At 39.7% G+C, this 19,510-nt stretch carries 22 protein-coding genes and 4 pseudogenes; 11 read left to right on the top strand and 15 right to left on the bottom strand.

What is annotated here, in order from left to right; genetic code table 11:
- Positions 1–30 precede the first annotated feature (30 nt).
- Together hypD and RAM70_RS02280 are read left to right on the top strand one after the other, a co-directional pair.
- Positions 31–1,140: a hydrogenase formation protein HypD gene (hypD, locus tag RAM70_RS02285; protein WP_312672119.1), complete on the top strand. Its 1,110-nt coding sequence runs from the start codon at positions 31–33 to the stop codon at positions 1,138–1,140.
- A gap of 91 nt (positions 1,141–1,231) precedes the next feature.
- Entirely contained in the window at positions 1,232–1,585 is a 354-nt protein-coding gene (locus RAM70_RS02280; protein ID WP_185237116.1) for a hypothetical protein, read from the top strand.
- On the opposite strand, the gene RAM70_RS02275 is transcribed toward RAM70_RS02280, so the two are convergent.
- The 8 genes and pseudogenes from RAM70_RS02275 to RAM70_RS02235 form a co-directional block, all read right to left on the bottom strand.
- A complete protein-coding gene (locus RAM70_RS02275; RefSeq protein WP_012268298.1) occupies positions 1,582–2,079 on the bottom strand; it encodes an HNH endonuclease in 498 nt (165 codons plus the stop codon). The genes RAM70_RS02280 and RAM70_RS02275 overlap by 4 nt on opposite strands.
- A gap of 370 nt (positions 2,080–2,449) precedes the next feature.
- Positions 2,450–2,665, bottom strand: a complete 216-nt coding sequence (locus tag RAM70_RS02270; RefSeq protein ID WP_376750905.1) for a transposase — start codon at positions 2,663–2,665, stop codon at positions 2,450–2,452.
- 47 nt (positions 2,666–2,712) lie between these two features.
- Positions 2,713–2,928, bottom strand: coding sequence for a transposase (locus tag RAM70_RS02265; protein ID WP_376750904.1), 216 nt, complete (start codon positions 2,926–2,928; stop codon positions 2,713–2,715).
- Positions 2,929–2,975: 47 nt separating this feature from the next.
- Positions 2,976–3,194 carry a transposase gene (locus RAM70_RS02260; protein WP_376750903.1) on the bottom strand — a complete coding sequence of 73 codons (219 nt, stop codon included), beginning with the start codon at positions 3,192–3,194 and terminating at the stop codon, positions 2,976–2,978.
- Between the two features lie 44 nt (positions 3,195–3,238).
- The gene (locus tag RAM70_RS22840; RefSeq protein WP_376750873.1) at positions 3,239–3,580 is read right to left on the bottom strand and encodes a transposase; all 342 of its coding nucleotides are present in this window, start codon (positions 3,578–3,580) and stop codon (positions 3,239–3,241) included.
- A gap of 72 nt (positions 3,581–3,652) precedes the next feature.
- Entirely contained in the window at positions 3,653–4,087 is a 435-nt protein-coding gene (locus tag RAM70_RS02245; RefSeq protein ID WP_312672118.1) for an IS66 family transposase, read from the bottom strand.
- Between the two features lie 47 nt (positions 4,088–4,134).
- Positions 4,135–5,374: pseudogene (locus RAM70_RS02240) on the bottom strand (ISL3 family transposase).
- 153 nt (positions 5,375–5,527) lie between these two features.
- On the bottom strand, positions 5,528–5,890 hold the full coding sequence (locus RAM70_RS02235) for a hypothetical protein (RefSeq protein WP_312672117.1): 363 nt from the start codon (positions 5,888–5,890) through the stop codon (positions 5,528–5,530).
- Between the two features lie 689 nt (positions 5,891–6,579).
- On the opposite strand from RAM70_RS02235, the gene RAM70_RS02230 reads away from it, so the two are divergent.
- Both RAM70_RS02230 and RAM70_RS02225 read left to right on the top strand, forming a co-directional pair.
- Positions 6,580–7,020, top strand: coding sequence for an IS630 transposase-related protein (locus tag RAM70_RS02230; RefSeq protein WP_312672026.1), 441 nt, complete (start codon positions 6,580–6,582; stop codon positions 7,018–7,020).
- Positions 6,966–7,451: pseudogene (locus RAM70_RS02225) on the top strand (IS630 family transposase); the annotation flags it as partial. The gene RAM70_RS02230 and the pseudogene RAM70_RS02225, both read left to right, overlap by 55 nt.
- A gap of 20 nt (positions 7,452–7,471) precedes the next feature.
- Here RAM70_RS02225 and RAM70_RS02220 read toward each other — a convergent pair.
- Positions 7,472–8,188, bottom strand: coding sequence for a transposase (locus tag RAM70_RS02220; RefSeq protein WP_312672116.1), 717 nt, complete (start codon positions 8,186–8,188; stop codon positions 7,472–7,474).
- Positions 8,189–8,200: 12 nt separating this feature from the next.
- Positions 8,201–8,692: a transposase gene (locus RAM70_RS02215; protein ID WP_312672115.1), complete on the bottom strand. Its 492-nt coding sequence runs from the start codon at positions 8,690–8,692 to the stop codon at positions 8,201–8,203.
- Positions 8,693–8,707: 15 nt separating this feature from the next.
- On the opposite strand from RAM70_RS02215, the gene RAM70_RS02210 reads away from it, so the two are divergent.
- On the top strand, positions 8,708–9,724 hold the full coding sequence (locus RAM70_RS02210) for an IS4 family transposase (protein ID WP_312675755.1): 1,017 nt from the start codon (positions 8,708–8,710) through the stop codon (positions 9,722–9,724).
- A 275-nt stretch (positions 9,725–9,999) separates the two neighbouring features.
- Here RAM70_RS02210 and RAM70_RS02205 read toward each other — a convergent pair whose 3' ends face one another.
- Together RAM70_RS02205 and RAM70_RS23055 are read right to left on the bottom strand one after the other, a co-directional pair.
- A complete protein-coding gene (locus RAM70_RS02205; protein ID WP_312672113.1) occupies positions 10,000–10,359 on the bottom strand; it encodes an IS630 transposase-related protein in 360 nt (119 codons plus the stop codon).
- A 57-nt stretch (positions 10,360–10,416) separates the two neighbouring features.
- Positions 10,417–10,548, bottom strand: a pseudogene (locus RAM70_RS23055) (ISH3 family transposase); the annotation flags it as partial.
- 180 nt (positions 10,549–10,728) lie between these two features.
- Between RAM70_RS23055 and RAM70_RS02200 the strand changes: the two are divergent.
- Both RAM70_RS02200 and RAM70_RS02195 read left to right on the top strand, forming a co-directional pair.
- Positions 10,729–11,943 (top strand): annotated as a pseudogene (locus RAM70_RS02200) (ISL3 family transposase).
- A gap of 319 nt (positions 11,944–12,262) precedes the next feature.
- A complete protein-coding gene (locus RAM70_RS02195) occupies positions 12,263–13,834 on the top strand; it encodes a hypothetical protein (protein WP_312672111.1) in 1,572 nt (523 codons plus the stop codon).
- A gap of 205 nt (positions 13,835–14,039) precedes the next feature.
- On the opposite strand, the gene RAM70_RS02190 is transcribed toward RAM70_RS02195, so the two are convergent.
- Positions 14,040–14,492 (bottom strand): SRPBCC family protein, encoded by a 453-nt coding sequence (locus tag RAM70_RS02190; RefSeq protein WP_312672109.1) that lies wholly within the window; start codon positions 14,490–14,492, stop codon positions 14,040–14,042.
- Between the two features lie 104 nt (positions 14,493–14,596).
- Between RAM70_RS02190 and RAM70_RS02185 the strand changes: the two genes are divergently transcribed.
- From RAM70_RS02185 to RAM70_RS02175, 3 genes are all read left to right on the top strand, one after another.
- Entirely contained in the window at positions 14,597–14,959 is a 363-nt protein-coding gene (locus RAM70_RS02185) for a cupin domain-containing protein (protein WP_045359873.1), read from the top strand.
- Positions 14,960–14,964: 5 nt separating this feature from the next.
- Entirely contained in the window at positions 14,965–15,804 is an 840-nt protein-coding gene (locus tag RAM70_RS02180; protein WP_045359875.1) for a prephenate/arogenate dehydrogenase, read from the top strand.
- Between the two features lie 75 nt (positions 15,805–15,879).
- On the top strand, positions 15,880–16,338 hold the full coding sequence (locus tag RAM70_RS02175; RefSeq protein WP_045359877.1) for a nitrate reductase associated protein: 459 nt from the start codon (positions 15,880–15,882) through the stop codon (positions 16,336–16,338).
- A 369-nt stretch (positions 16,339–16,707) separates the two neighbouring features.
- On the opposite strand, the gene RAM70_RS02170 is transcribed toward RAM70_RS02175, so the two are convergent.
- On the bottom strand, positions 16,708–16,899 hold the full coding sequence (locus tag RAM70_RS02170; protein ID WP_002758191.1) for a DUF2949 domain-containing protein: 192 nt from the start codon (positions 16,897–16,899) through the stop codon (positions 16,708–16,710).
- A 270-nt stretch (positions 16,900–17,169) separates the two neighbouring features.
- Between RAM70_RS02170 and RAM70_RS02165 the strand changes: the two genes are divergently transcribed.
- Positions 17,170–18,147, top strand: coding sequence for a glycosyltransferase (locus RAM70_RS02165; RefSeq protein WP_045359878.1), 978 nt, complete (start codon positions 17,170–17,172; stop codon positions 18,145–18,147).
- Between the two features lie 68 nt (positions 18,148–18,215).
- Here the strand turns inward: RAM70_RS02165 and gmd are convergent, their stop codons facing one another.
- A complete protein-coding gene (gmd, locus tag RAM70_RS02160) occupies positions 18,216–19,298 on the bottom strand; it encodes a GDP-mannose 4,6-dehydratase (protein WP_045359880.1) in 1,083 nt (360 codons plus the stop codon).
- Positions 19,299–19,510: the final 212 nt, after the last annotated feature.

Raw genomic sequence — 19,510 nt, 5'->3', positions numbered from 1 at the left:
GTCCAACCACTTATAGAGAGAAAGCTTGTTATGAAATACGTTGATGAATTTCGTGATCCCGTCAAAGCGGCAGGATTAATTCAACAAATTGAACAATTATCGATAAGAATCTCTGAAAAACGGCAAAAAGTTACTAAAATTATGGAGGTTTGTGGAGGTCATACCCACTCAATTTTTAGATACGGTATCGAGGCAATACTTCCAGAAACTATCGAATTAATTCATGGTCCTGGATGTCCCGTTTGTGTGATGCCGCGAGGTCGTTTAGATGATGCCATTTTTCTCGCACAACAACCGAACGTAATTCTGACAACTTTTGGCGATACTATGCGTGTCCCCGGTTCCCATTTGAGTCTGCTGCAAGCACGAGCAAAAGGTGATGATATTCGCATGGTTTATTCTCCTCGCGATGCCTTAAAAATTGCCAGAGAAAATCTCGATAAAGAAGTAATATTTCTAGCCTTAGGTTTTGAAACAACCGTTCCTAGCACAGCTTTAACCGTTTTAGAAGCACAAAGAGATGGCATCAATAATTTTAGTTTATTTTCTAATCATCTGGTGATTATTCCCGCTCTGAAAGCCTTGTTAGATAACCCAGATTTACAGTTAGACGGTTTTGTTGGTCCTGGTCATGTCAGCATGGTAATTGGCACAGAACCCTATCAAGTTATTGCCCAAGAATATCATAAACCTGTGGTAGTTTCTGGGTTTGAACCTTTGGATATTCTCCAATCAATTTGGATGGTATTAAAACAATTAGATGAGCGGAGATGTGAGATCGAAAATCAGTACGATCGAGTGGTACAAAATCAAGGAAATAGAGTCGCTTTATCGGCAATCGACCAAGTTTTTGAACTGCGGGATCAGTTTGAATGGCGAGGTTTAGGAGAAATTGCTCAAGGAGGGTTAAAACTGCGAGATGAGTACAGTAATTTTGATGCGGAGAAGAAATTTACTTTACCCAATCAGCGCGTTAAAGATCACAAAGCTTGTCAGTGTGGCGAAATTCTTAAAGGTGTTTTAAAACCCTGGGAATGTAAAGTATTTGGGACTGCTTGTACTCCTGAACATCCCATCGGTACTTGTATGGTTTCTAGTGAAGGTGCTTGTGCCGCTTATTATAAGTATGGTAGAAATTAGTAAATTTTTTTACTGATTAAGGTTCCTTTCCGGTGAGGAAACGCTAGAATTCTCACCAGAAGAAATTAACAATCTCTCGGTGATAAAAAAGATGAAGATCAAAAATAATCTGGGTTTATTTGGCTTAACTACCTCTCTGCTGCTAATTATCGCTTCGGAAATCGTTCTTGCTTCCCAAGAACAAACCCTAGAACTGCAACCAAGTCAACCCCCCAGCGCCGATTTTTTCAAACCCGTCACCAATCTAATTAAAGATTTAAACCATCAGGGAGTAACTATCACCGATCCCAATGATCCCATGGCGGTGCGCTACCGAGTCAATTCCCCCTGTCGCGGTTGTTCAGTTTATCTAGGCACGGGAGTTGCCAATCCTCGCACCCAGACTAATAATAATGGCATGGGAATCAATTTTGGTCTTGGTTTCACCATGCCCTTCTCACCCTAAATGCCGATGACATATTTACGCCATTCGTGATTGTGATTCTCCCTGGTGTGCTTTAATAGCTCAAAGTGGAGACTGCTGTAGGGACGACGGGGTTGGGCGTGCAGGGACATATTGGCCTCTTTTGGTGTACGATTGCCTTTATGCACATTACAACGCACACAAGCCGCCACTAAATTCTCCCAGGTATCACCCCCTCCGCGAGAACGGGGAATCACATGATCGATGGTTAATTGTTCACCTCGGTAGAGACAGTATTGACAGGTGTGATGATCTCGTTCGAGAATATTACGACGGGTTAAAGGAATTTCCTTGTAGGGAACACGGACGTATTGCCTAAGACGGATAACAGAAGGTAGCGGTAAGTCACGACAAACCACTTTTCCGTTATGTTCTAGGGATTCAGCTTTTCCTTTCAACAATAAAACGATCGCGCGCCGCCAACTGGTAATATTTAGCGGTTCGTAGGAGGCATTCAACACGAGAACCTTGCTCATAGGTGTCTGGAGATCGCTTGAATTTACCCCGAATGGTAACACAGATCACTGAGATGGGAACCTATTATTCAGTGTTGGGGAAGTGGGGAGCTTTTTTCATTGCGATCGCCGATATTGTAGCTGTAACGCACCAACTTGATTATTAAATTGTATCCCCTCAATATATCGGGGTCAGGAGTTATTCTGGTATTCATGAACAAGCAAAGTGATTGAGAGAAGACTGCTCACGAATAATATAGCAAAGAGCGGGATAGTTAGGACATATGGCATAGAACGAGTTAGTTAGGACAGATGCCTGAAGGCTTTACTCACAGCATCCACAAGGTTTTCACTATCATTGATAATCTGACTATGGCATAGAACGAGTTAGTTAGGACAGATGCCTGAAGGCTTTACTCACAGCATCCACAAGGTTTTCACTATCATTGATAATCTGACTAACATAGTTTTTCAATCTAGCCCAGAACTTTTCAATTTTGTTGAGGTCTGGAGAATAGGCGGGTAAAAATAGCACTTCACATCCCGCTTTAGCTAACAATTTTTTGATTCTCTCTTTGGGATGAAAACTGGCGTTATCAATGATGATAATTTGACCGGGTAGTAGTTCGGGTAATATGGCATAGAACGAGTTAGTTAGGACAGATACCTGAAGGCTTTACTCACAGCATCCACAAGGTTTTCACTATCATTGATAATCTGACTAACATAGTTTTTCAATCTAGCCCAGAACTTTTCAATTTTGTTGAGGTCTGGAGAATAGGCGGGTAAAAATAGCACTTCACATCCCGCTTTAGCTAACAATTTTTTGATTCTCTCTTTGGGATGAAAACTGGCGTTATCAATGATGATAATTTGACCGGGTAGTAGTTCGGGTAATATGGCATAGAACGAGTTAGTTAGGACAGATACCTGAAGGCTTTACTCACAGCATCCACAAGGTTTTCACTATCATTGATAATCTGACTAACATAGTTTTTCAATCTAGCCCAGAACTTTTCAATTTTGTTGAGGTCTGGAGAATAGGCGGGTAAAAATAGCACTTCACATCCCGCTTTAGCTAACAATTTTTTGATTCTCTCTTTGGGATGAAAACTGGCGTTATCAATGATGATAATTTGACCGGGTAGTAGTTCGGGTAATATGGCATAGAACGAGTTAGTTAGGACAGATGCCTGAAGGCTTTACTCACAGCATCCACAAGGTTTTCACTATCATTGATAATCTGACTAACATAGTTTTTCAATCTAGCCCAGAACTTTTCAATTTTGTTGAGGTCTGGAGAATAGGCGGGTAAAAATAGCACTTCACATCCCGCTTTAGCTAACAATTTTTTGATTCTCTCTTTGGGATGAAAACTGGCGTTATCAATGATGATAATTTGACCGGGTAGTAGTTCGGGTAATAGCAATTGTTCTATCCACTCACACACCAACTCTGTATTACAGTACCCCTCAAACACCATTGGCGCGATCGTGGAACCACGCCACCAACCGCTGATCACACTAACTCGTTCGCTACAGTAGTTGCCAAAGAGGGAATATTACCAAGTTGGGAAATGCGGTCACGAACATACTCAAAAAAGCTGATTCCTAATTTCCGAGTAGTAGCAACAAGGGACATAAAAGTATCCCAAGCCTGAGTCCCCTGTCAGAGTTTGAGTAGCATAACTAATATTACGTCGCTGCACCATCGTCCTAGCAGCTAACTCCGCCGGATTATTATGCAAGGGCAATTCGGGATGATCTAAGACTAAAAGCAACTCCGAAATTTTCAGCAGGGTTAATTGTTTTCGCTCATCCAACTGTTGATAACCGCTTTGAGTATCGAAAAGTTTCCAAAACTCAGATCGGAGTTTTTCTGCCATCTGTTGACTGGGTGCATCTTTGTAAGCCAGCAAGTCTCGGTAGTAATCCCAGAAATCATCCAGGAATTTATCAAGAGCTTTTTGGTGACAAGCAACATAAGGAGTCAACTTCTTATAATGTCGTCCCTCATGTACCCAACACAAAGTAATATTATCAGTCAGTAAGGCTCTTCGTTACTCTTTATGCTAAATCAACAGACAAGATGCCAAGACAACATACTTCTAACCCAAAAATTCCGAAAGTTTCTCAAGCCATAGCCTCTTCGTTTTATTAGTTTAAGTTTATTGTTGATTCCCTCGACTAATCCATTCGTTGTCCTTCGCTCGAAATAACTAATGATTTCTCCAAACCAGTTTCGGATTGTTTGACAACTCTTGGTAAAAACACTGGAGGATTTTGCCAACCATTCCGAGATAGATAGCAGTCCTTCTGTCGGATTCTCTGAGGTTTCATAAATCTTTCTGAATTCTTCCTTTAATTCCTGCATCTTTTTCAAATTTGGCCAATTTTCTTTGATAGCTTCTCGTTTAATTTTTTGGGGTTCCGTTCAATCTTCTTCATTTTTTAATAGGCTATATTTACTTCGCTTTAAAACTTCTAGCTTCGCTTCTTCTTCCGCTTTCTGTTTTTTATTTTTCTGCGCTTCTACGGCTCTTTTTTCTGCTCTTCTCTGTTCGTCTAACTCTTGATTAATTTGTTTCATTACATGGAATCTATCGGCGACTAATTCAACCGATGACATCAATTCTTTCACCAAATTTTTATAGGGCAACCAAAGGTCTATGCTCACTTCTTCAATTGGCTCTAACACCTCTTTTCCCCAGCCTGTAAGGGTTTTCCTCAACTCTTCTTGTGTTCGCTTCTCTAGAATAGCTATTAGTTTTCCCGTATCTAAATTTACTAAAACCGCACAGTAATTTTTTTGTCCTTTGACTAGAGCGATTTCATCAATTCCTAGTCTTTTTAATTCCGATAGGTCTGGCTCGGTAATTTCTTCAGCAATGTCCTCTAGCATTCTTTGAATCTCTTCTTCCGTTACGTCATTTCTTCGGCTAACATTTAAAATATCTCCTTCTTTTAATTGTTCAAGTATATTCTCGGCTAGTCTTTTCGTATAGGTTCGTTTACTGGCGACAAAATCTAACTCTTCGCTCAAGGGGTTTCGACAATTATCGCACTTAAATTGACGACGATTAACTTGTAGGTACACTGGTTGGCCTGAGAGCGGTAAATCTTTGACTAAATGTCGATGATTTTGGTGTAGTTTATCGCTCTCTAACCCACAACGAGGACAGGACGTTCGGCGAGATCAGTCGAGCCGTTGCTTTTTTATTTTTCGATTCGATTCGGAAAACTATACCGATATTTTCTAGGTGTCGATAGCCTTGAATAGAGGTTCCTTTTAGGTTCAAAAATTTGTCAAGTATCATAAGTAAAATACTCTCGTTTTTGGCGATTATATCAAATCTTAACTCGATTGTCTATCTTTTGGTATTAACCTGTTTGTGCCTTAAATCCTTCCCTATATGAATTTCAGCTACTTTTGCGCGTAGGTACTCTCATCGAATTTTATTTTAAGTTAATTATTTGCATAATAATTCCCGAAGAGCCGTCAGTAATTTGAATTGGGGAGCATCATCACAGACCAGAGTTTGCACTACTGGCCAATCAGTTTGTTGATGATAGAAAGCAATCGATGCTGCTTCTATAATTCGAGTCCGGTGCTGAGAACCTAGTTTGGGTAGATATGTATCAAGTAGGGCATTAAACTCTGCTTCACTCAACACAGTTTCTTGAGGTAATAGTTTCAGAGCATTTTTCCATTTAGTTGGGATTTGGAAAGTCTCCAGTAAGTTGTCTGTAAGTTGATTGAGAATCAACTCCAGTTCTCTGGCATTTTGCAATACTTTGACTACACTCAATCTGTCTTTTTTGGCAGTGGTCAAGTAGATTGTATAGAAAGGGTTGCATATTACATTAGTGGTAAGTACCTGAGCAAAATTAATTACACATCCAAGCCGTCAGCAGTTACTCCGTCAGCTTTTTGCTGTGATCAGTAAACAGTGAGCTAAAAACTCAAATCTGATCCCTGATAACTGTCTCCCGTCTCCCGTCTCCTGTCTCCCGTCTCCTGTCTCCTGTCTCCTGTCTCGACTAGGAAATTAATTTTGCATGACTACTTATAGTTCACCCCACCCACCCGCGCACCAGTTTGGTCGAAGTGTTGCCAATGACTGCTCTCTAGTCCTGACGCATATACTTCATTTTTCTCGCTTTCAAACTCCACTTGGTTTTTAATCCGTAGGTTTGATAGATATCCGGCTGATATGGATATGCCAATATCTTCTAAAAACTCTAATAATTTCAGTAGATGGAAAAGTTTGAATAACCAGAGTATTTAGTAACATCTGATACAAAATACTTAGAGAAATTAATTAAGAAAACTTATGTTTAAGAAAAAAGACTATTGCTAAGTAGTCGTGCAAAATTAATTTCCTAGTGAAGATAGGCAAGAGGCACTCTTGCAAGAGGCAAGAGGTGTTTAGATATGTGTAATTAATTTTGCTTAGGTACTTATAGCAAAGAGCGGGATAGTTAGGACATAATAGAGAAAAAGAAATGAGGAGAAGCTTTCATGGCAGCACCCTATAGTGATGATTTAAGACAGAAAGCAGTGAGTGCCGTAGAGCGAGGGGAGAAAAAAAGCCATGTCTGTCGCACCCTCAATATTAGTCGTAATACATTAGACCTATGGCTGAAACGGAAGAAACAAACTGGGACGGTGGCCGCTAAAACTAACTATCGTCGAGGGCCGAAGCCCAAAATTGACGATTTAGAAGCCTTTCAAAAGTTGGCCGAACAATATGGGCATTTGACCCAAGAAAAAATGGCGCAAAAATGGGCTAACCCAGTCAGTAGGATGAGAATTGGTCAAGCGCTCAAAAGAATTGGATTTACTAGAAAAAAAAAACTTATGGCTACAGAGAAAGAGATGAAGAAGCCCGAAAAGAGTTTCTCCAAAAAATCAGAGGTTATGCCCCGGAAAGATTTGTCTATATTGATGAAGCTGGAATAGATAACACCATCGATTATCCTTATGGATATTGTCACAAATCAGAAAGATTTGAGGCTTTAAAGTTAGGTCACTGTAGCGAACGAGTTAGTGTGATCAGCGGTTGGTGGCGTGGTTCCACGATCGCGCCAATGGTGTTTGAGGGGTACTGTAATACAGAGTTGGTGTGTGAGTGGATAGAACAATTGCTATTACCCGAACTACTACCCGGTCAAATTATCATCATTGATAACGCCAGTTTTCATCCCAAAGAGAGAATCAAAAAATTGTTAGCTAAAGCGGGATGTGAAGTGCTATTTTTACCCGCCTATTCTCCAGACCTCAACAAAATTGAAAAGTTCTGGGCTAGATTGAAAAACTATGTTAGTCAGATTATCAATGATAGTGAAAACCTTGTGGATGCTGTGAGTAAAGCCTTCAGGCATCTGTCCTAACTAACTCGTTCTATGCCATATTAGCCAGAAGGCAAATAGATGGTATCAACAACTTGATAGATTTTATCAACGGCTTGCCTTAAAAACGAGAGCATTTGTTGAAAAGTAAATAACTCTCGATAAATTAAGCGTCCCCCACGTCTCGGAAAACAAACTTTTCGCCATAATAAATTAACCCAAATATTAACAAGAAGAAAGGAAATTCCGATAAATAATAAGCGAATAACTGGCTTTTTATTGGGAGTTTTAAGGCAACAAATATTTTTAATTCTATAGCTAGTCTCAATGCCAAAACGTTGACGATAAGCAGTATGAATATAATCTAGTTTAATAGATGGCAAATAAACTACATAAGCAAAATATTCAATTCCATGCTGGTTTCTTTTGCCTTTTTTGTACTTACAAACTATCCATAAATCAAAAGTTACACAATTATTTTGGTCTTGCCCCATAGTATAAGTAGTTTGATAACTTTTATTTCCTTGAATCAATTGCTTAATTCCCCCTGTTTTACCTCGAATAATTGCTGGCATAATGAAAGGTATTTTCAAAGCTTGTAGCCAACGAATAACAGCAATACTAAAAAAGCCTCGGTCTAAATAAAGAGTTTTAAAATCTATCTTTAGAAGAGAGCCTAATGCTAATAAATAGGTAATAATGGCGACAGTTGTGTCCGTATTCCGAATTCCTCTAATAGCTAAAGTTAATCTTTTTCCTTTTTTAATAAGATATGGCATAGAACGAGTTAGTTAGGACAGATGCCTGAAGGCTTTACTCACAGCATCCACAAGGTTTTCACTATCATTGATAATCTGACTAACATAGTTTTTCAATCTAGCCCAGAACTTTTCAATTTTGTTGATATCTGGAGAATAGGCGGGTAAAAATAGCACTTCACATCCCGCTTTAGCTAACAATTTTTTGATTCTCTCTTTGGGATGAAAACTGGCGTTATCAATGATGATAATTTGACCGGGTAGTAGTTCGGGTAATAGCAATTGTTCTATCCACTCACACACCAACTCTGTATTACAGTACCCCTCAAACACCATTGGCGCGATCGTGGAACCACGCCACCAACCGCTGATCACACTAACTCTTTCGCTACAGTGACCTAACTTTAAAGCCTCAAATCTTTCTGATTTGTGACAATATCCATAAGGGCAGAAGTGTTGAACGTTGAGAAAAGTCAGAAAAAAAATGCTATTATAGATAGAATCTAGACAACTTATTCCCCTCACAATAGGGAGTTTGCCCTGATGACGAATTTTTCAAAACTCATAAAAGAGCTTCTCAAACCACTGCCTAAAAATGACTACCCCGCTTTAGATACTTTTACATTTTTGTCCTGTTGGATTGGTTTTGCTTTAGATAAAAGCATCGTCAGTATGAGGGACTTATGCAGTAGAATGGTACTTCAAGGAATTAATGTAAATTTATCCACATTTTCTAAGGCAAGCAAAATTAGAGAAACAAGTCCATTTGAGAAAGTCATTGTCGAATTAAATAAGCGTTTAGTTGCCAAAAAAGGAATAGAGAATGCGCGAGCTTTATTTCCTATTGACTCAACAATAATTAGCTTAACCAGTAAATTACTATGGTCCCAGGGATGGCATCAAGTAAAACTATTCTCTGGTCTTAATAGTATCACAACAGAGGTGGTCGGAATACTCATCCATTTTGGTCAAGGTCATGACTCAAAAGAAGGAGGAAAAACGATAGAAGCAATTCCTGTAAATGGAGTTGGAGCAATGGATAGAGGATTTGCGTCTAATCAAAGAATCACCGAATTATTAGAGAGTAGTGACAAGCATTTTGTCTTGAGAGTGAAAAATAATATTAGCCTAGAGATGCTCGAAAATGGCAAGTGTAAACTCGGAAAAGATAAAAGACAAATAGAAGTAAGAGTAGTCGCTTTTTGCGACCTAGAAAGTCAAACAGAATTTCGGCTGGCGACAGATTTACCTCTAGAAGGAGAAGGAGCAGTTAGTAATGAAGAAGTTGCCGAAATTTACATCCAAAGATGGCAAATAGAACTGCTGTGGAAATTTTTAAAAATGCATCTAAAGTTGGATAATCTAATCACTAAAAACGAGAACGGAATCCGCCTACATATCTATAGTTGCATTATCGCTTATCTGATTCTACAGCTAATAGATATTGAAGAAGGATTTGGGAAAAGCTTATTAGACAAACTGCGCTATTTACAGAGTTTCATGTGTCAACATATTAGCTATGTACACTGGTTCCGGAGGATTGTCTATTCAATTTAAAATTTGATGTTATAGGGGTATTATGCTTGTCAATGTAAAGTTTTATTACAGGATTCAACGTTTCTGCCATAAGGGTAATCGATGGTGTTAAGTAGTCGTGCAAAATTAATTTCCTAGTGAAGATAGGCAAGAGGCAAGAGTGCCTCTTGCAAGAGGTGTTTAGATATGTGTAATTAATTTTGCTTAGGTACTTATCTATTCCAGCTTCATCAATATAGACAAATCTTTCCGGGGCATAACCTCTGATTTTTTGGAGAAACTCTTTTCGGGCTTCTTCATCTCTTTCTCTGTAGCCATAAGTTTTTTTTTCTAGTAAATCCAATTCTTTTGAGGGCTTGACCAATTCTCATCCTACTGACTGGGTTAGCCCATTTTTGGGCCATTTTTTCTTGGGTCAAATGCCCATATTGTTCGGCCAACTTTTGAAAGGCTTCTAAATCGTCAATTTGGGGCTTCGGCCCTCGACGATAGTTAGTTTTAGCGGCCACCGTCCCAGTTTGTTTCTTCCGTTTCAGCCAGATGTCTAATGTATTACGACTAATATTGAGGGTGCGACAGACATGGCTTTTTTTCTCCCCTCGCTCTACGGCACTCACTGCTTTCTGTCTTAAATCATCACTATAGGGTGCTGCCATGAAAGCTTCTCCTCATTTCTTTTTCTCTATTATGTCCTAACTATCCCGCTCTTTGCTATATAAGGTCGCATAAGCATAAAATGAGCAAGTTCCCTGTTTAGCCTGACTTCGGTAAATATAAGGTTTTTCGCTATCAGATGGTTCACCATAATAAGGAATTAAATTTAGGTCAATTGCCAACTTAAGCTGGCTCTTCGGTAATTGTTATGCAAATAATTAACTTAAAATAAAATTCGATGATAGTGCTTACGCTCAAAAATAGCTGAAATTTATACAGGGAGAGATTTTAGACACAAACAGGTTAATACCAAAAGATAGACAATCGAGTTAAGATTTGATATAATAGCCAAAAACCAGAGTATTTTACTTATGATACTTGACAAATTTTTGAACCTAGAAGGAACCTCTATTCAAGGCTATCGACACCTAGAAAATGTCGGTATAGTTTGACCAGTCGAATCGAAAAAGAAAAAAGCAATCTGTCCTCGTTGTGGGTTAGAGAGCGATAAACTACACCAAAATCATCGATATTTAGTCAAAGATTTACCAATCTCAGGACAACCAGTGTACCTACAAGTTAATCGTCGTCAATTTAAGTGCGATAATTGTCGAAACCCCTTGAGCGAAGAGTTAGATTTTGTCGCCAGTAAACGAACCTATACGAAAAGACTAGCCGAAAATATACTCGAACAATTAAAATCAGGAGATATTTTAAATGTTAGTCGAAGAAATGACGTAACGGAAGAAGAGATTCAAAGAATGCTAGAGGACATTGCTGAAGAAATTACCGAGCCAGACCTATCGGAATTAAAAAGACTAGGAATTGATGAAATCGCTCTAGTCAAAGGACAAAAAAATTACTGTGCGGTTTTAGTAAATTTAGATACGGGAAAACTAATAGCTATTCTAGAGAAGCGAACACAAGAAGAGTTTAAGAAAACCCTTACGGGCTGGGGAAAAGAGGTGTTAGAGCCAATTGAAGAAGTAAGCATAGATCTTTGGTTGTCCTATAAAAATCTGGTAAAAGAATTGATGCCGTCGGCCGAGGTAGTCGCTGATAGATTCCATGTAATGAAACAAATTAATCAAGAGTTAGACGAACAGAGAAGAGCGGAAAAAAGAGCCGTAGAAGCGCGGAAAAATAAAAAACAGAAAGCGGAAAAAGAAGCGAAGCTAGAAGTTTTAAAGCGAAGTAAATATAGCCTGTTAAAAAATGAAGAAGATTTAACGGAACCCCAAAAAATCAAACTAGAAGCTATCAAAAAAACTTGGCTAAATTTGAAAGAGATGCACGAATTAAAGGAAGAATTCAGAAGGATTTACGAAACCTCAAAGAATCCGACAGAGGGAATGCTATCCATCTCGGAATGGTTGGCAAAATCCTCCAGTGTTTTTACCAAGAGTTGTCAAACAATCCGAAACTGGTTTGGAGAAATCATTAGTTATTTCGAGCGAAGGACAACGAATGGATTAGTCGAGGGAATCAACAATAAACTTAAACTAATAAAACGAAGAGGCTATGGCTTTAGAAACTTTCGGAATTTTTGGGTTAGAAGTATGTTGCCTTGGCATCTTGTCTGTTGATTTAGCATAAAGAGTAACGAAGAGCCAATTAAATTAAAAAGATTGTATCCGTCAATAACATCTTGACAGACCACTAGTTTATTGCTAAACAGGCTCTTAAATCTTCTAGCAGTTATCTTAATGGTGAGGTACGAGGTTTTCCTTTTGGGGAGTCGGTCGTCGGCCGGCGATGCCAAATCAGGTTATACTTCGTCTTTATCGGCAACGCTATAATTCTGACCGAGTAAGACTAGAAATTGGTGCTACCATGCGAAGATAAATATTCAGGGATACGGTCACGAAGCTACCAGACAATTTTAGGATAAAAATACCGACACTTATGGGGAAATCAATCAATAAAGTCCGAGGAACGGCACTGATTTTAGGGATTCTAGCGATCGCCTTCGCCTTTTTCACCAGGATTGTCAGTATTTTTGAATACGTTACCTTCGATATCGGACCGGATCCCGATCAGATTAGCGGTGCTTATCTTTGGATGGATATGTGGAAGGGAAACTTTCCTCAATTGGGACCACCAGGGGGGGGTGGAAAATATGGATTCACAATTCCCCCCCTCTATTTTTATTTAGGGTTTCCTCTAACAATTTTCGGTACTGCCCCCGAATTTCAAGTCCTTACCAATGGTCTATTTTCTTTTCTATCGATTCCCCTCTTAATCTACTTTGTTTATCAACTTTTAGAAAATGTAGAACAAGATAAACGTCTTCTCCTGTCCAGTTTGGCAGGATTTTGGTATAGCACGATTTATGCGGACTATTTTATTAATAATTTTTCATGGTGTCCTAGCCCAATACCCTTTTTCCTGCTCGTTTTTGCTTTACTCTATCGGTTCCAGATGGAAACGAGTAAGCCGCTGCTCTATCAGGCTATAGCTTGGATATTCTTCGGGATTACTGTCGCTATATTGGTGAGTTTACACAGCACCACGATGTTAATTATCCCAGTGACTTCTGTTATCGCCTCTCTATGGTTTGTTTATCGCAATCGCAAGAACACTCGTAAATGTCTTTTGCCTTTTCTATCGATTCTCTCGGCAAATCTCGCCTTAGTTATGTATTGGCATAGTGAGATAGTTGGGAGATTCGCAAATACGAGGGGAATCGTGAGAGCGCTCACGGAGAAGGGAGCAAGCGGTGAACCATCGAGCAATCTGTTCACTCGTCTATTTAAAGCGATTTGGGAAACAGTTTATCTGGGCAATCAAGTATTTTTTTTGAATGACAATATATCGATTTTCAATGTTGTAGTTTCGGTGATTTTTTTCGGCATTTCTCTATACATAGTCATCAAAAAATATCGAGGCAATAAAACACTGATCGGCTTTTTTGCAATTACTTGGATAATTTTTATCTACGCTTCCTCTAATTATCCTAATGAGCATTTTTATTCTCATCGTAAAATCTTACTCTGGTTTGCTCCTATTCTTCTGGCGATCGCTAGTCTTGCCTATCTAAACTTTACTAAGACTTTCCACAGGATCCTCGCTCTAGTTTTAGCAATTATCATCGGCTATTCTATCGCAACTAATCTCTATTTCAATCAACGTTATCTTGCTAGTAAATACGGTTCCGAAAGACTCCTATCCGTGGCCGATACAGTGGAAATTATCAATCAGATTCCAGTCGGTTCAACCCTTTGCGATCCGGCTAAGAAAGGCAAAAGAAAAGAGCATGGTCAGTACGATTATATCGATACCTTTATGACCAAAAGAGAGCTAACGATAACCAATGCCTGCCCATCGGGTAGTTATTACATCCAGCCGAAATTTAAAATGGCTATGCAAATGAACGATTTATTTCCAATTTTTACCCTCGTCAAAACTCCCCCTCTCGATCGCCCGATGACTTCCCTTCTGGAAACCCCGGAAGCCTATCTCTATAAAATCGAGTAGAAATACCTCAACCGTGATAGCGGAATTGGATCGGGATATTCTTAGGAAGTTTTCCTTTTGGGGAGTCGATCGTCAGCAATAAGCTGTACTGCATTTGAACTGGGTATGGAAAATTTTAGTACAAATGCTCAGACCGACTCTCCCTGCTCATAGACAGTCTTAACGAGCAATTTAGCTAGTCAAAAGCTTATTACCGGTGATTACCTCATCTTGGCGGCGTATTATTGACAATATTGAGCGCATAGAGGCGAAAACGCTCTAGATCAGCTTGCAGGGTTGATTCCACCACTCGACCGAGGAAAAGATTATCCATCAATTTTCCTAACCAACCGGGTATAGCATAGGCTGCTGTCAGTCGCACAATACTCCTACCATGACGGTCATAAAAACGAATTGCCCCGCGGTTAGGTAAACCGTCCACGGATTCCCATTGAATTATCTGGTGGGGGACAATTTTCAGTATCCGTGACAACCAAGTAAATTCTAGACCACCACTGGCTAACTTCCAACGGGAAAGCTCTGGCTCCTCCTCGAGAATTTTCACCGATTCGATCCATTTCATCCACCGGGGCATTTGTTCTAAATCTGACCAGAGCTCCCAAACCAGATCGATCGGTGCGTCCACTTCTACCTGTACACTATGTTCTAACCAAGTCATTCGTTAATTCTGGCGATGCTGAATATTTCTATGATAACGGCTATTAGTCTTTAGCTTTTCACTCAATGATAAAATAAAAACAATCTTCCAGGTTTAATTTTACTATGTTAATCAGAAAACTGCTCGAATGTGAGGAATTCATCGCCGGTGATCATACCCGATTGCGTGAGTTATTGCATCCCGATAAACAGCCGTTAAATCTACGTTATAGTTTAGCCCACGCGTGGGTAGATGTGGGGGAAACTTCTACTCCCCACGCTTTAAAAACTGCGGAAGTTTATTATATTCTGCAAGGACAAGGGGAAATGCACATCGATGAGGAAGTGCAATTAGTGACTGTCGGTGCCGCCATTTATATACCTCCTCTAGCTAAACAATATATTCATAATTGTGGGGAGGAACCCTTAGTTTTCTTGTGCATTGTCGATCCTGCTTGGCGAGTGGAAGACGAAATTATCTTTGAGTAAAACTAATGAATATTGGCATTATTGGACTGGGTTTAATTGGTGGTTCCTTGGGGTTAGATTTTCGATCGCAAGGTTATAAGGTTTTGGGAGTTTCTCGTCAACAATCCACCTGTGATATCGCTGTACAAAAAGGAGTGGTAAACGAATCTAGCACCAGTTTAGAATTATTAGCTACTGCCGATTTAATCTTTATTTGTACTCCCATACATTTAATTGTGCCAACTTTGGAAAAATTAACTCCCTATTTAAAACCTCAAGCCATTGTCACCGATGTGGGATCGGTTAAAGGGGCAATTGTGGCCAATTGTAGTCAATTGTGGCCGAATTTTGTCGGTAGTCATCCTATGGCCGGGACAGCCGAACAGGGAATTAATGCAGCACAATTGGGATTATTTGTCGATGCCCCATATCTGATTACTACCCTTGAATCTACTCCTAATTTTGCCGTGGAAATCTTAACCGAAATAGTACAAAAATTAGGCTGTAAAATTTATTATTCTTCTCCCGAAGAACACGATCGAGCCGTGGCCTGGATTTCCCATCTGCCAGTAATGATTAGTACCAGTTTAATCCAAGCTTGTGCGGAAGAACAAGACCTGAATATTCGCGAATTAGCGGAAAATTTAGCTAGTTCTGGTTTTCGCGATACCAGTCGCGTCGGTGGCGGTAATCCCGAATTAGGTTTAATGATGGCTAAATACAATCGTCAAGCTTTATTGATATCCTTGGGGAATTATCGGCAAAATCTTGATAAAATTATTGACTATATTGCAGGAGAAAAATGGCAGGAACTAGAGGAAATTCTCATCTCTAGTCATCAAGATCGAGCCGATTTTATTCAATAAAAATACCATTTTTCCCCAGCAATTATCCCACGGCACTGTATCATAGATTTATCCTCAGTAAACTAATGAAATGATATGACCACCTTTTTCGACTTTGAAGCCGAATTTGTTGACTCCTTACGTTGTATCCCGATGACCGTGAGAATGAAACTAGATACCTGTGGAGTTAAATTAAAATTATCCCATTGGATGCAGTTAACTCAACCAGAAAGAATGGTATTAGTTAATATGGCTTGTACGACGGCAGCAGATGCCAAAATCTATCGAGATTTTCTGCAAAAATTAATCGCCGAAAAAACTGGCAATCCCCCAGGAGAACTAGCAATAGATTCCCATCCCGCTTGGCTAGATGATAGCCAGATTCCCGATACAGTCCTAGAAAAAGCCAAAGAATTCCAGATTGAAATTAGTTTAGAACAATGGCAAAAACTAGAGCCATCCCAACGGTTTGCCCTGATTAAACTCAGTCGTCCCAGTCACGAAAATCTTAACTTTTATCCTGCCCTCAAAGAGTTCCATATAGTCGATGCCTAACTCAAGAACTTATGCCAGATTAATTAAGTTTCTTTCTACCTTACTGTCATGACAAGTAATACTAAATCCTGTTTAAAAGGTATAGGAGACTGGGGAGTGCTGGAGCAGGGAAAAACAATTCATAACTTGGGAGTTAATCACACTATTAAAAACGTATTTGGTATTAGTATTTTAGACCAGATAAATCTCGAATTAAACCGGTTGGAATAGCGGATGATAGCTGGTTTAATTAGTACCAGTAAAGGGTAGGTTTTCTACTATGGTAAACGTTAACGGGACTTAATCCAGGCGTATAAATTAAATAAATTGCAGTAACTTGCTGCTCTCTTAATAAAAATGATAATTAATGAGCCTATTCTTGGAAAATAATTATACAGTTTCCATCCAGTCAAAAACTTGATTCAATTGCGACAAATCGATTAAACCGTACTGCCATAAAACCATCGGCAAAGAACCCACCGATGCTTCACAGAGACGCACAGCCATATCGAAGGAACGGGGGGAAATGGCTAATTTTTCCAAGAGGAAAGTGCGGAGTTGTTTTTGTTGATGAGCTTCCATGATGCAAGGATCATTCGTAACGATAATCGGATTATTGAATAACTTATCCTCTATTAAAAAGAGATACTTCCCTCACGGGGATCACCCAATTGGGTGATTTTGTCCACGGATCAGAATAATTGAAGAACTTATCCAGAATATGTCCTACTATCCCGAAATTTCTAGTAGGGATATCAACACTTCCTTTAAGTAGAAAAACGAGAAAGGGGAACTTTTGGGATAAGCTATTGATAGCCTAGTTTTTGCTCAAGTAGGAGAGAATTGCCCTCAATGAGTCCTGTTCCTCAAGTTTCCGTGATTATTCCTTGCTATAATCAAGGTCGCTATCTTGATCATGCGATCGCATCTGTTTTAGTGCAAACATACCAAAACTTTGAAATCCTTGTCATTGATGATGGCTCCACAGAACCGGAAACCATCGAGATTTTACAAGATTATCAACAGCCAAAAACCCGGATCATCCGCACAGAAAATCAAGGGGTTGCCACGGCCAGAAATCTAGGAATTGCCCAAGGGCAAGGAACCTATATTCTTCCTCTTGATGCCGATGATAAAATTGCCGATTCCTATCTAGAAAAAGCGGTTACTTTGCTAGAAAGTAATGAGCAATTAGGTATAGTTTATTGCGAAGCGGAATATTTTGGCGATAGACAAGGAATTTGGCCGCTGCCTGAGTATAAATTTCCCGATATATTAGTAGATAATATGATATTTTGCTCCGGTTTATTTCGGAAATCCGATTGGGAAACTGTGGGCGGCTATAATACTAATTTAATTTATGGTTGGGAAGATCACGATTTTTGGTTATCTTTGATCGAATTAGGTCGAGAAGTCTATCGTATCCCAGAAGTGTTATTTTTCTATCGGCAAAAAGCTGATTCTATGAGTCGCTCAATGACCGCAGAAAACTATATCTATTCCTACACCCAACTTTTTTATAATCATCCCCAACTTTACTCCCAAAATATCCAAACCATTTTTGCCGCTTTAGTCACCTTAAAAGTCGATATATTCGCTCAGTTGGAACAGGCTAGAGAACGAATTAAACAATTAGAAATTCATGAACAAGAATTGCAACAAGAATTGCAAAAAAACCAATTTGATTATCGAGAAAGAGACGAGGAATTACAAAAAGCTGACAGTAAAATAGCCGCCATGGAAAAAAGTAAATTCTGGCAAATGAGAAGGGCTTGGATTAAAATGCAAAAACTGCTAGGGTTGCTGGAAAAAGACCCAATTTATTCCTAAAAGTCAGGTAAAAATGGCGATGGATCAAGACGGGGGTTGGGTTGCGCTTCCCTAAACCACCCGACTTTTTAATCGACGGCAATTAAGGAACGATTGCGAAGATAAGCCAAATCTTTTAATAACTGTCCGCTATCACCACCGTTATTAAGATTAATCCCCAAAGCCGCTAAATCCGCATCTACCATTAATTTTACCAGTCCCTCGAACGTTACCGACGGCTGCCAGCCTAATTTCTCCCTGGCTTTTGTGGAATCTCCTATTAATAAATCCACTTCCGCTGGACGCAAATAACGTTCATCAAACTCCACATAATCCTGCCAATTTAAATTAACGTATTGGAAAGAAATATCGAGAAACTCCCGGATAGAATAGGTTTCATTGGTCGCCACCACATAATCATCCGGTTCTTCCTGTTGTAACATTAACCACATCGCCCGCACATAATCCTTAGCATAACCCCAATCCCGTTTAGAATCAAGATTTCCTAAATAGAGTTTTTTCTGTTGTCCGGCAATAATTCGGGCCAAGGCGCGGGTAATTTTGCGCGTGACAAAAGTTTCTCCACGCCGGGGGGATTCATGGTTAAATAAAATGCCGTTACAGGCAAATAAGTCGTAGGATTCCCGATAGTTGATTGTTTGCCAGTGACCGTAAACTTTCGCACAAGCGTAGGGACTGCGGGGATAAAATGGCGTGGTTTCTTTTTGGGGAACTTCCATGACTTTCCCGAACATTTCCGAGGAACCTGCTTGATAGAAACGCACTTCGATGCCGGTTCTTTTTTGGTAATCCCGAATTGCTTCTAGTAATCTTAAGACCCCCACCCCCACAGCATCAACGGTGTATTCCGGGGCATCAAAACTAACCCGCACATGGGATTGGGCCCCTAAATTATACACTTCTACCGGTTGCACTTGTTCAAGGATACGCCGCAGGGTCGTCCCGTCGGTGAGGTCGCCATAATGAAGAAATAATTTAGTATCGGGCTGGTGGGGGTCAGTGTAGATATGATCAATGCGATCGGTGTTAAAAGTTGAAGTACGACGGATGATACCGTGGACTTCGTAACCTTTTTCTAATAATAATTCGCTCAGATAGGAACCATCTTGACCGGTGATGCCAGTAATCAGGGCGCGTTTCGGTTGAGTCATCAGTAATTTACCTAATCGGGAAGAATAAAGACCAGGGCAGGGTCTGACTGCTTATAGCACACTTTAGCCCCTTAGGACAAGTTTGGCGATTAGTTAGGGTTTGCTGAATAAATCTGAAAACCTTGTTGGGTAACACTTTTAGACCTTTTGTCAATCAAAAAGTACCAGATATGGGAGTGATCGGGGGGAAAATTCCGGGACTTTTTCCCTGA

Source organism: Microcystis wesenbergii NRERC-220 (genome assembly GCF_032027425.1).
Lineage (GTDB): Bacteria > Cyanobacteriota > Cyanobacteriia > Cyanobacteriales > Microcystaceae > Microcystis > Microcystis wesenbergii_A.
This window is presented reverse-complemented; position numbering and strand designations above follow the sequence as displayed.